The organism is Leptospira kanakyensis (assembly GCF_004769235.1).
Classification (GTDB): Bacteria; Spirochaetota; Leptospiria; order Leptospirales; family Leptospiraceae; genus Leptospira_A; species Leptospira_A kanakyensis.
The window spans coordinates 159098-170929 of the sequence record NZ_RQFG01000016.1 but is presented as its reverse complement, the minus strand read 5'-3'; the positions used below and the strand labels follow the sequence as shown (position 1 = coordinate 170929).

Annotated in this window: 9 protein-coding genes; 6 read left to right on the top strand and 3 right to left on the bottom strand. The window is 40.3% G+C overall.

Features of this window, described 5'->3' with window-relative positions; translation table 11 throughout:
• Positions 1-29: 29 nt before the first annotated feature.
• Positions 30-446 carry an acyl-CoA thioesterase gene (locus EHQ16_RS11955; RefSeq protein WP_135631950.1) on the top strand — a complete coding sequence of 139 codons (417 nt, stop codon included), beginning with the start codon at positions 30-32 and terminating at the stop codon, positions 444-446.
• Between the two features lie 26 nt (positions 447-472).
• Here EHQ16_RS11955 and EHQ16_RS11950 read toward each other — a convergent pair whose 3' ends face one another.
• The 3 genes from EHQ16_RS11950 to EHQ16_RS11940 are packed head-to-tail and all read right to left on the bottom strand — an operon-like array spanning position 473 to position 4201.
• Positions 473-2884: a fibronectin type III domain-containing protein gene (locus tag EHQ16_RS11950; protein WP_135631951.1), complete on the bottom strand. Its 2412-nt coding sequence runs from the start codon at positions 2882-2884 to the stop codon at positions 473-475.
• Position 2885: 1 nt separating this feature from the next.
• Positions 2886-3527: an energy transducer TonB gene (locus tag EHQ16_RS11945; RefSeq protein WP_135631952.1), complete on the bottom strand. Its 642-nt coding sequence runs from the start codon at positions 3525-3527 to the stop codon at positions 2886-2888.
• Positions 3528-3541: 14 nt separating this feature from the next.
• Entirely contained in the window at positions 3542-4201 is a 660-nt protein-coding gene (locus EHQ16_RS11940) for a MotA/TolQ/ExbB proton channel family protein (RefSeq protein ID WP_135631953.1), read from the bottom strand.
• A 106-nt stretch (positions 4202-4307) separates the two neighbouring features.
• On the opposite strand from EHQ16_RS11940, the gene EHQ16_RS11935 reads away from it, so the two are divergent.
• The 5 genes from EHQ16_RS11935 (at position 4308) to EHQ16_RS11915 (ending at position 11773) form a co-directional block, all read left to right on the top strand.
• Positions 4308-6188: a hypothetical protein gene (locus EHQ16_RS11935; protein ID WP_135631954.1), complete on the top strand. Its 1881-nt coding sequence runs from the start codon at positions 4308-4310 to the stop codon at positions 6186-6188.
• Positions 6189-6200: 12 nt separating this feature from the next.
• Complete coding sequence (locus tag EHQ16_RS11930; RefSeq protein ID WP_135631955.1) at positions 6201-9404, top strand: efflux RND transporter permease subunit; 3204 nt, start codon at positions 6201-6203, stop codon at positions 9402-9404.
• A gap of 73 nt (positions 9405-9477) precedes the next feature.
• A complete protein-coding gene (locus EHQ16_RS11925; RefSeq protein ID WP_135631956.1) occupies positions 9478-9840 on the top strand; it encodes a PilZ domain-containing protein in 363 nt (120 codons plus the stop codon).
• Between the two features lie 50 nt (positions 9841-9890).
• The gene (locus EHQ16_RS11920; protein ID WP_135631957.1) at positions 9891-11135 is read left to right on the top strand and encodes a sensor histidine kinase; all 1245 of its coding nucleotides are present in this window, start codon (positions 9891-9893) and stop codon (positions 11133-11135) included.
• Positions 11132-11773, top strand: coding sequence for a response regulator transcription factor (locus tag EHQ16_RS11915; RefSeq protein ID WP_135631958.1), 642 nt, complete (start codon positions 11132-11134; stop codon positions 11771-11773). Before EHQ16_RS11920 ends, EHQ16_RS11915 begins: the two co-directional genes overlap by 4 nt.
• Positions 11774-11832: the final 59 nt, after the last annotated feature.

Below are 11832 nucleotides of genomic sequence, written 5' to 3'. Positions count from 1 at the left end.
GACAGAACGGTCTGCAAAAACCTATCCCCATGCCCCACACCACCGAAATCCCCATCCTCTGGTCGCACATGGACGCCAATGGCCATGTCAATAACGGCGTATACCAATCCTATTTTGACGAAGCCCGAATCCAAGCCCTCGAAAAGGAAGGGTTCTCCATCCAGGAAATGCGTGAAAAAAAAGTAGGCCCAGTGATGGTAAAGGCTGAGTTATCTTACCACAAACCGCTCCACCATCCGGACTCCGTACGCATTGAGACAGGATTTAGAGATATGTCGAAAATCAAGGGTAAGGTCATTCAAAACATGTTTCGTGTTTCTGATGGAGCTCTTGTTTGCGCGGCAATATTTTCGGCTCTGTTCTTTGATTTTGAAAAGAACAGGCCTTGGAAACTTCCAGATACATTTTTAGAGAAGTTTAAAGCAGAGGAGAAACAAAAAGCATAAGAGAAAACCTGTTCAGAGTTTTTGTTTCATTCGCGAATAAAAGAAAGTTGGCTTTTCTCCGGAACTAATACTTTATCTTCAAATTCACCTGATAAGGATTCATAGTTAGGTGAAAGTTTGATTTTCCATTTCCCTTTTTCTTCGAGAAGATCGGAATCCACGATATTTTTGCCTCTGAATATTTCATTTTCATTCCACTTCATGATGATGTTTCCTTCTACATCTTCTGCTTCAATGGACAAACGAACTGGTTTTACTTTATTTTTTCCGTCCCAATACATTGCTGTCCAAGGACCAATAAACTTCTGTATGGCGGATTCGCCAAAAGTTTTTACTTTTTTTAAATCCACTACTGTATCTGAAATGACAGATGTCACTGGTTTCGAAAATAAACTTTCACCAATTCCTTTAGAAACGGATTGGATGGCAAAAAAATAAAATTGGTTTTTTGTTAGGTTCTGTAATTTGAAATTTGTATCAGATGTTTCTTTGACAAGACTCCACTCAGAATCATTTTTTTTACGCATGTAAATTTTGTATGATGTTACTTTGGGGATCACATTCCAAGTGAATATAAATTCGCTTGTCTTTCGGTTTTCTGATACATTCAGTTCTGGAGATTTGATTCCTAACGACCTTCCTGCTACGAGAGAAGGATATCCAATATCTGGTTCCGAGGGAAGGCTAAACAATTCTCCTTCAAATTCAGAAGCCACTGCATAAAACGATTCTTTTTCATTAGAGTTATCGTCTTTGAATTGAAGGTCAGTTGTTTTTGCAATTTGTTTCCAGCCCCCATTGGTTTTCCGAAAGATGTGGTAGGAGACAGCACTCGGAGAACCTTCCCATTGTAAAATGGTAGCCCCCGCATAAAGTCCCTTCGAAGCCGTTAGATTTTTTGGTCTCGGTTTTAAAACTTCAGAAGGATCCAAATGGGCCGAAACATAATAACTAGATTCACCAATGAGTTGGTTTCTTTCTGGAGTGACTTGGTAAATTTCGCTGTCACCATTTCGGCTGGCTTTTAAATCAATATAGGTTGTTTTTTCAGTTTTACCTAAAAATCGGAAAATCCTCGCTGTGGGATTCCATTTATAAACAGCATAAGTTGTGGAGATCGGCTGTGGATCCCATTCCAATAAAATTCGATCGTTGGTTGGTGCAACAACAGCATGAAGATTTGTTACAGGCAAAATTCCCGCAGGTTTTGTTGGTTCAACTGCATAACCATCATTTGAATCAAGGGATGCCTTTGACAAAAAGTTTTCATCTAAACTTGCCACACGATAATTATATGCAACATTCTTTTGAATTCCAAAGTCTTCAAAAAAAGCCTGTTTAGAAAGTCCAACCAGTTGGTATTTATTATCGATTTTACGTTTCCTGTACACTTCGTACCCAATGGCACGTTTTTCTCTAGACCAGCTGATTCGAATCCGATCCGAAAAATCACCCCGAGAAGCAAAAACCTCCTTTGGCGGGAAAAGGTTGTGTTCTCCGTATTCCAAAGATTCTAATGCATCGTTTAGTTTATTCTGTGTTAGGAGTTCGTTTTCCGTTTCTGAATCAGCAACATAGGCTGATTTTGTATACATGGGGAAAGTGTCGTATGATATCCATAAATACCCTTGGTAACCCCAAGTGGTACCCCAGGAATTCCAAACTTTAAATGCTTTCTTTTTATCGTTAAAACCGAGAATCACCAAAGACTGAGCACCTAAAATTTCACCGGCTCCCGTTTCAAAAACGGAATCTGGTTTTGGATCTCTAAAATTTTCATAAACTAAATATCCAATGAGAACTGGTCTTTTTTCGGCTAATGCTAGTTTGATGGAAGTTAGATCATGTGGTTCAATTCGGTAAATCCTATGAAGTCTGGCTTTTCGTCCTACTTCAACGATGTCTGCTTTTGGCCTAGTTCTAAAACTAGAAGAGGATTCGTTCATTTGTTGTAAAGTAACAGAACCTCTGCTTTCAGCGAGCACCAGACCATCCAAAAGGGAAACTGCTTGGTCTTTTCCACTATTTAATTGGTTATAAATAAAATTAGGAGAGTACAATTGTTTTTGGCCATTCGCGGAAGTCGGCCCTAATGAGGAAAGATTACGGATCCCTTTTTTTTTCGCCTCTAAATAGGATATAAGTCCATAACCTACTGTATAACCAACATTATCTTTGTAAGTGCCTTGGTCTGCGGGAGTTGGAAATTCTGAAGTAAAATCAAAACTAGTAGGTAAATCAGAACTTACCAGTTCGGAGCGAAACGGTGGAATACTTTGGTATAATTCAAATGGATCGGGGATAAGGCCTGGTTTTCTAGCAGAGGATTTGGATTCTGTTTTTCCGGTTATGGGTTTAGATTGGAATCCAGCGATCATAATAGAAACCAAGATAAAAATGGTTCCAATCGCAATTCGATGTTTGGTTTTCCGTAACATATCAATCCTCTTCTAAATCAAAACTGATCGGGAGTCTATGTGCCATCCTTGTTGGTTTTCCTTTGTCATATCCGGGAGAAAACCGCGCTCTTTGGATGATGCGAATGGCAGCCTCATCAAATCCATAACCCGCTCTTCCTGAAACAACTTTCACACCTTGGAGGACACCGTGTTCATCCACTTGCACCATCACAATCACAGTCCTTTGACTGATATTGGCTGCTTTTGCTGCTTCCGGAAAATAGGCTTTCAAATCAAAATCAATGATGGGAGTGGGAGGTCGATCTCCATTGAAGGAAAATAAATACCCATCTTTATCGGTTCCATTGCCAGAAAGTTGGTTGGGATTCAAATCAGAATTATCTGGTTTTTCTTCCGCTTCTTTGTTTGATCCTTCCACCCACTCTTGTTTTTCAACAGGAGCGGGGCTCGAAGTCCCACCCAAAAGTTCTGGAGGAATTTCTTCAAAAGAAACATCCATATCTTCTATCGAAGTTTCTTGGAAGGCTGCATTACTTGGCAGTGTGAGTATAAAATATATCAAATAACAAAATACATGCAACCCAACTGAGGCAAAAAGACTGGCTCGAAAAAGTCCAAACCTTCTCAGTTTGTATTGCAAAGATAATGTAAATGATTTCATATTATATGATCTTATCAGTGATGAATGTTAGGTGTCGAACTGGAAGATTGGTTGTGTTTTCCACTCGTGACAAAACTGGCATGGATTTCTTTGGAAAGGATTTCCAAATGTCCAAGGATTAGTTTCATTTTGCGAGTGAAGTAGTTATTTGCAATCACCACAGGAATGGCAACAGCTAAACCCGCAGCAGTTGCTAGTAGGGCAGTGGAGATACTACGCATCACCACTTCGGCTCCCGAATTACCAAGTGTTCCCAGTCCATAAAAAGCTTTGATCACACCAAGAACCGTTCCCAAAAGACCAATGAAGGGTGCGTTATTTCCAAGAGTGTTTAAGATAGGAAGTCTTTCTTCCAGACTCAAACGTTCTTTGAGAATTTTTCCTTCCATGAGCTCCATAAGTCCCTTGTGATTTTCCTTTTCCCGTTCTAAAACAAAATGGATGAACCTAGAATAGGAATTTTCCATGGGGTGGGACTCTAATAATTTCTCAGTGCCTTTTAGGTCTCTGTGGCGGATGAGAAGAGTGAGTGAATCCAGAAGCGACTCTGATTCTTTGTTAAAATTACGTTTATAAACAATCAACCTTTCAATAAATACGGCAATTGCGAGAATACTCGCAAATAACATAACGAGGAATATGATCTTTTCCCCAAGGTCTACGAAATCTTGCATTTTAGGAACCTTCTAACGGACAGAATTCTTTACCTTGGACAACAATCAAAGAGAAAAATTGCAGAAAAAGAACTTCGGTTGCCTCTCAGTCCACCCTAAAGAAAGAATGATTCCAAAGGTTGGTATGAAGGCAAAAGACATTCTTCCCAGTTTTTTTGGGCTCATTTTTATCGTTTTAGGTGTTTCTTTGGTAGTGTTCTATGCTACGAAATCTTGGGAGACATTTCTCAATCTCTGTCCCAACAAAGATTTTTTATCTTGGGATGAAAATATCAGACTGAACCAAGTGCTCGACCAGTATGTCGATTTTCGTACGGGGCATTGGTTTAAGGGGATCGTCCCTTTTTTGGAAAGTCCTACCTGGCCACCCCTTCGTTATATCCTAACTTTTATTACACTTTATTTACCGATCGATGCTTACGAAACCTATCGCGATTCTTTTTTAGGGCTTTTATTTTTAATTTTAGTTTATCCCGCTTTAGTTTATATTGTTTTTCGCATAACAAAGTCAATACTTTGGTCGGGGATTCTTTCGGGTCTGATCTTAATCCTCACCATCCAAACAGGAGAAGTGCCAGCATATTCTCTTTCTTCGATGTTAGAAACACAGTCTATGTTTTTTCTTTTGTTTTCCGTTTATGCCATCTTCCGGTTGTATGATGTGGACAATCGCGAAAGAGAAATTGATTCTGGGACAAAGTGGTTGGTTTTCTTTTCTCTCTTTGGGTTTTATTTTACCAAATACCCATACGGGATTTTATTTTTTATGGCATGTTTTGCCTATGAACTAGTAAGATCTCCAGGGTTATACAAAGATGCCTTGTTTTATTTGTTAAAACATTATGCGAGGGGACTGCGTTTAGTTTATCTAATTTTTGTGGTGCTCATGGTATTTTCTTTACCAGTGCTACGAGTGGTCACAAAAATCAATCTCAACCAAAAAGGATTCAAACAATTTATGTTTGGAATCACCTTTGTTTTGTTTGTGGATCTCTCTGTATATTTTTTCCGCAAACGCGATGAAATCAAAAAAGTATTTCCAAAAACAGCCGTAGTTCTCTGGGTTTATGCAATATTTCCTGCTTTTCTTTGGTTATTTATGAATCCTGATCGGGTGAATGCTCTCATCGATGCCCAAATGATCGTAAATGCATACACTAGAAGTTTTTTCTTAACCCTTTGGACGGAACCGGGACTCGATCCCTCTGTTCCTGGAGTTTTTGATTTTATTTGGGGATTCCGCACTCTCATTATATTTTCTATTCTTTCTCTTCTTTATTTTGTATTTAGAAGAGGTACCAAATTCCAAAACAAACTAAAGGATCCACTCCTTGCGGGAACTCTTGTTCTTTTTCTCGAACTTCTGATTTTAGAACTCACTACGGGAAACAAACAACCAAGGCATGTATTGCAGTTCATCCCAGCGATTGGGCTTGTGAGTTTTCTATGGATATTGCGTTTGTATGAGTTAGCTGAGACAAAAATAGAAAGGATCACTTCTGTTTCCGTATTTCTACTCACATCTGTTTTTGTGTTTTCGAATTCTTTATATTCGCAAGGGATTCTTTCTGGGAATTTTTTTGAGAACAAAATGTTTTGTTACCGTGGGATGAATGCCAGTGATTTCCAACCAGCGAGAGAAATCGCCGAACAGATATCATCTGAGAAAAAATACATCCTAATCAATGCCTTCCATTTTGAAGAAAAATATGGTTCTAAAGGTCGTGTGCTTGCCTCGGATTTCGATCTTGCCATGAAACTGAAGACCTATAAACAGGGAATGGTGCGTAATGATAATAAATATCGATGGAAAGAATGGACAGATTTTGATTCTGTTCTTTTATTGAGTGATGTTTGTCCAGATAGTTTTGTAGAAGAAAAATTTGAAAATCGCACAAAAATCTTGAATAGTAAGTCAACATTGCTGTCTACTTACAGAGAGAGCTCCGGTATTGCGTGCCTTCAAGAATATAAATTGCTCAAATAGAGAAAGAGTTTTATGAGTATAGCTTCCTTTTCGATCAAACGACCCATTTTCATCTCGTCATTGGTCATCATTATGGTGATCACGGGATTCATCTCACTGAAACGAATCGGTGTCGACCTTTTCCCCGACATCAACATTCCCTTTGTCGTGGTTTCGACTGTGTATCCTGGGGCAGGGCCTGAGGAAATAGAAACGTCCATTTCCAAACCTTTGGAAGAGGAACTCAGTTCCATCTCAGGTTTGAAACGGATCACATCCAGAAACCAAGAAGGGATCTCGATGGTGTTCGCGGAATTCAACCTCACGACAGACATCAAATATGCCGAACAACAAGTTCGGGACAAAACGGCCCGTGTGAAACCACTCTTTCCTGAATCCTCCAAAGAGCCACTGGTGCAAAGGTTTGACCCATCCGACCAACCCATCATGAGGATTTCTCTTTTTGCGGACTTACCGGAAGGGGAACTTTATGATTTGGCAAAGGAAAAAATCAAAACCAAATTAGAACAGGTCAACAACGTAGGTGCTGTAAAAATCATTGGGGGTTCTCGTCGGGAAATCCACATCGAACTGGATCGTAACAAAATCAATTCTTACCAAGTCCCAGCCCTTGCAATTGGAAACCAAATCAAAAACTCAGGTGTCAATATCCCTGCCGGAAAGGTAGAAGGTGGCGATAAAGAAACATCTTTTCGTACCGTTGCTAAATACGAATCCTTATCTCAAATTGAAAACACAGTGGTTTCCTTCGGCGGTGAATTTGGACGGGGAGTGCTTGTCCGGGATTTAGGCCAAGTTAAGGATACTTTACAAGACCGCCAAACGGTGGGTATGTTGTATGCTCCTATCAAAACCGAAGAACACGAAGAACCATCGGTCATTGGGAAACTACTTTTTAAATATGAACCTCCCAAAAAAGAAAGAGTTCAAAAGAAAGCTCTCTTTCTGGATGTTTACAAACAATCCGGCGCCAATACGGTTGAAGTTGCCGATGGAATTCTTGGAAAAATTGATTCCATCAACGCACAGATCAAAGACTTAAAAGGTGCTCCTAAGGTCATTCTCATCCGCGATGGATCCAAATGGATTCGTGCCAATATTGAAGACGTTACCATTGCCATCATTCTTGGGATTTTACTTGCTGTTATTGTTGTGTATCTCTTCCTCGGGAACATTCGTTCCACCCTCATCACGGGTATGGCTTTACCAAACTCAATGTTAGGTGCCTTTATCATTATGTATGCCATGGGTTTTACCATGAACGTAATGACTCTTCTTGCACTTTCCCTTGCTGTAGGACTCCTTGTGGATGATGCCATTGTGGTCAGGGAAAATATCTTCAGGAAATTAGAAGAAGGGGAATCTGTCATTGTTGCGGCAAGGAAAGGAACAGAAGAAGTAACTCTTGCTGTCATTGGAACATCCTTAACAGTCATTGCCGTATTCCTTCCGATTGGATTTTTATCGGGGATTGTCGGTCAGTTTTTCAAACAGTTTGGATTTACCGTTGTTTTTGCGATGATCATTTCTCTTTTTGATGGTCTGACAGTGGCGCCAATGTTATCTGCTTACTTTGCAGGAAAAACCGACATCCATAAAAAGAAAAACATTGTATTACGTAACTTTGATAAATTCCAAGACTTTCTGGACAGAATGTACGGAATTATCATGAACTTTGCCCTAAAAAAACCATGGGCAGTCATTCTATTAACCTTCCTCACATTAGTAACTAGTATTTTCTCACTTGCTTTTGTGAAAAAGACCTTCTTGCCAGCGAACGACCAAGGTGAGTTTATGGTGAACGTAGAGATGGCTCCGGGAACTTCCTTACAAGGAACCACAGAAGTTGTTGAAGACATTCAAAATGCCATCATCCAATTTGTGCCTGAGATGGATCTCCTCGCAACCGTTGTTGGTAACAGTGATGGAGAATCCAATATTGCTACCATCGGTGTAGCGCTTCTCCCTTCTGAATATAGAAACCGTACGACAGGAGATGTCAAAGACCAGGTTCGTGAATTTTTAAAACAATACCCTCAAGCAAGACCGAAAGTGAACGACTATTCGGCGATTGGTGGTGGGGTTCAATACCCATTCAACTTAAACCTAAAGGGTGAGAATCTAAAAGACCTGGAAGCGTATTCCTTTAAAGTTATGGAAGAGCTCCGAAAAATTCCTGACCTTACGGACGTGGACACAACTTACCGCACAGGAAAACCAGAATTCCAAGTGGTGCCAAACCGTGCGAAAATGCAAACCGTGGGTGTGGTCGCTGGTGTTATGGGTGCTGAACTTCGATACCATATTGAAGGTGGGGAAGTGGCTAAGTATTTGGAAAATGGAATTGAGTATGATGTAAGGCTTCGTTTGAAAGAAGACCAAAGAAACTTACGTAAGTCTTTCTATGAAACTCGAGTGCCAAACATCCAAAACCGACTCATTCCACTCAGCGCCATTGCTGATGGAAAAGAAAGTAGTTCTCCGGCAAGGATCATCCGAGAAGACAGATCCCGAGTGGTTCCAATCAATGCAAACCTTGCACCGGGTGGCGCGATAGCTTCTGCTTCTGAGGCAGCAACAAAGATTCTGAAAGAAAAACTTCCGCCGCCGCCGGGAATCAGCTATTCCTTTGTGGGCCAATCGGAGGATTTTAAGGAACTTTTACAAAACATCATCCTTGCTTTTGGAATGGCGCTTATCTTCATCTATCTAGTGTTAGCTTCATTGTATGAATCCTTTATCACTCCGATTACGATTTTATTCGCGATCCCTCCTGCCATTTCGGGAGCATTCTTTGCTCTTGCTATGACTGGAGAGATGTTGAATTTATTCAGTATGATTGGACTCATCCTACTTATGGGACTTGTTGCCAAAAACTCCATCCTACTTGTGGATCATGCTATGCTTGCCATGAAAGAACATGGAATGACAAGAGATGAAGCCATCTTTGACGCTGGATCCAAACGGCTCCGTCCTATCCTAATGACATCCCTTGCGATGATTGCAGGAACTTTGCCAATTGCTCTCGGAATTGGTGAGGCTTCTAAGTCAAGAACAGCCATGGGGATTGCGATCATTGGGGGACTTGTCCTTTCCACTCTCATCACGCTCATTGTGGTGCCAGCAGTGTTTGGATACATTGACCGCCTCCGTGAAAAAATTGAGGGAGCTTTCCGTCCTGATTATGAAATCCGGCCGGAGGATTTAGAGGGCTGACCTCAAAACTTACTGATTCTAGGGCATAAATTTAAACTTGCCCAAACTTTGAATTCGGTGTTCTCTTGCTTACATGTCCAGCGAACGCCGAATTTACAAACGAATCTCCGAAAAAGTCCATCTCACATACCGAGTGATCCAATCGGGAGCAGGCTCCGCACAGTTTTTACCCAAAGACAAGGGAGAAGGAGAATCTCAAGATATTTCTGAAGGTGGACTTTTATTCCGAACGAAAGAACCCATGCCTCTTGGCACGAGATTGGAATTAGAATTACGTTTTCCTGATGTTAAGTACGTTTTGTACCCAAAAGCAAAGGTGGTTCGTTTGGAAGAATTCGGAGAAGGTGCCTTCTACGAAGTAGGACTCGAATTCAATCAGTTGTTTCTCGATGACGAAAAACTTTTATTAGAACATATTGGTCGATTAGAAGTATAATCTGTATTTTTCTACTTCCCGCAAACGTTTGGTGATTTGGTAGAACTTATATGTTTCAAAGGTTATCTGGTTTTTTTCGTGGGATCCCTCTCGAACCGATTTCTCTCCTCGCTGTTTATTCAGAAATTATTAGTAAACTTTATTTCTTGGGGTTTGCGTATTGTTTGGCTTACATCCAAAGTGTGTATTTGGAATGGAATGCCCCAGACCAAACCAATTGTATTTTATCTGCTATCCAACTTGTTCTCAGTGTCATCCTAGTTTCGACTTCCTTTTTTTTTAGAAGGTTCTTTGGATTTGCCCCTATCATTGTCCGATTGACTTTTTTCCTTTTGGTTTTGGTGGAGATTGAAACAGGTTTTCATGATCCTTCCATTCCTTATTTTGATCCCAGAAATTGGTTAACCATCACAGCTTTACTTGCTACCTCTTCTTTCTTTTATCCAGGCCTTGTTTGGCAGTACATTTTGGAATGGTCAGTGGTTCTTTTGATATACATCATCAGGGTTTATTTTGCCAACCAAACGGTGATTCCACTCGAAACATGGCGAGAGATGTCGACCATTTTCCCTTTGTTTTTAGTGGCTTTCTTTTTGAACCATTGGTGGTTTCGAACCAGATACATTGCGGCTTATCGCGGGATGTTGTTAGAAGAAAAACGAAGAACTTTTTTCCAAGACATCCACGATAGTTTGGGTTCACAACTGACAGATTTGGTGATACTAACGCAAAAACTTGAAAAAACTCCAAAGGAAATCACCGAAATCCAATTACAGAAATTAAAACAACTATCTGAGTCTGCACTCCAATCTTTACGGACTCAAGTCCAAGAAGAAGACCAAAGAGAATTGTTTCAGGAATCGTTGTTAGACGGTTTGAAATTATCCATTAAAAAAAGATACAAACTAGCAGGTCGGAATGTTAACTTAGAGTGGGTAGGCTCCGCTGAAGATCCTATCATTAAAATTAAAGATCCAGAAATGGCACACCATATCCTTCAGATTTTTAAAGAGATTACAACGAATGACTTACGGTATGGAGAAGGGATCTCCACTTGGAAGATCGAACGTATGTTGGATCATTTACAATTTCGATTTTTTACAGAACCAAAGGGCATAGAGAACCCAGAAAAAAAATCTAAAACTCAAAACCAACAAGAGGAAAACGTTTTTATCCTTGGAATCGGCGAACGCGGATTATACCAACGAATCAAAACTTTGGGTGGGGAAATCAAAATCACAGAATTCCCCTATCAAATAGATATGAAACTTCCCCTAGGAGTTTTTGATTTATGAAAACCATTTCCATTGGTATCATCGAAGACAATGTGGATTTTTTACATTCTCTCTGTGGTGTCTTAGAAGAGAATCCATCTCTCCAGTTAAAAACTTGGAATTCCGCTGAAGCGTTTTGGGCAGAGGATACGCCCAAAGAATGGGACCTTCTGATTTTAGACATTGGCCTTCCTGGGATGAGTGGGATCGATGTCCTCAAAACCTATCATACAACTGAGTCTAGAAAGAGCCTTGTGATTTCTTCCTTACAAACAGATGACGCTATCTTTTCTGCCCTTAGGAATGGGGCTTCCGGTTATATTTGGAAATCAGAATTAGACTCCCTGCATGATACCATCCAAACTATACTTGATGGGGGGAGTGTGATCTCACCTTCTATCGCCGCAAAAGTGTTGTTAAGTTTTCGTAAACCCCAAGTTTTATCTGATCCTTCTAGTGTTGGTGTTGAAGTTCTCACTCCCAGAGAAAGACAAATCTTAGAACTGATCGTAGAAGGGGATAGTCCCTACCAAATTGCCTCTCTTTTTGGAACTACCGTGGGTACGGTGCGCCAACAGATCAAAACGATCTATAAAAAACTCCAAGTCAACACCAGAGTGCAGATGGTGAAAAAAGCCCGCCAATTCGGAATTTTTTGAAAGGTTTGTTTCGCACAATTATACCATCTGGTAAATGGACAAACCCTAGGATTTCAGAT

Bases quoted from the DNA above. Each gene is read 5' to 3' on its own strand.
- EHQ16_RS11930 (WP_135631955.1), top strand. From the start codon at position 6,201: ATGAGTATAGCTTCCTTTTCGATCAAACGACCCATTTTCATCTCGTCA.
- EHQ16_RS11935 (WP_135631954.1), top strand. From the start codon at position 4,308: ATGATTCCAAAGGTTGGTATGAAGGCAAAAGACATTCTTCCCAGTTTT.
- EHQ16_RS11940 (WP_135631953.1), bottom strand. From the start codon at position 4,201: ATGCAAGATTTCGTAGACCTTGGGGAAAAGATCATATTCCTCGTTATG.
- EHQ16_RS11925 (WP_135631956.1), top strand. From the start codon at position 9,478: ATGTCCAGCGAACGCCGAATTTACAAACGAATCTCCGAAAAAGTCCAT.
- EHQ16_RS11950 (WP_135631951.1), bottom strand. From the start codon at position 2,884: ATGTTACGGAAAACCAAACATCGAATTGCGATTGGAACCATTTTTATC.
- EHQ16_RS11915 (WP_135631958.1), top strand. From the start codon at position 11,132: ATGAAAACCATTTCCATTGGTATCATCGAAGACAATGTGGATTTTTTA.
- EHQ16_RS11920 (WP_135631957.1), top strand. From the start codon at position 9,891: ATGTTTCAAAGGTTATCTGGTTTTTTTCGTGGGATCCCTCTCGAACCG.
- EHQ16_RS11945 (WP_135631952.1), bottom strand. From the start codon at position 3,527: ATGAAATCATTTACATTATCTTTGCAATACAAACTGAGAAGGTTTGGA.
- EHQ16_RS11955 (WP_135631950.1), top strand. From the start codon at position 30: ATGCCCCACACCACCGAAATCCCCATCCTCTGGTCGCACATGGACGCC.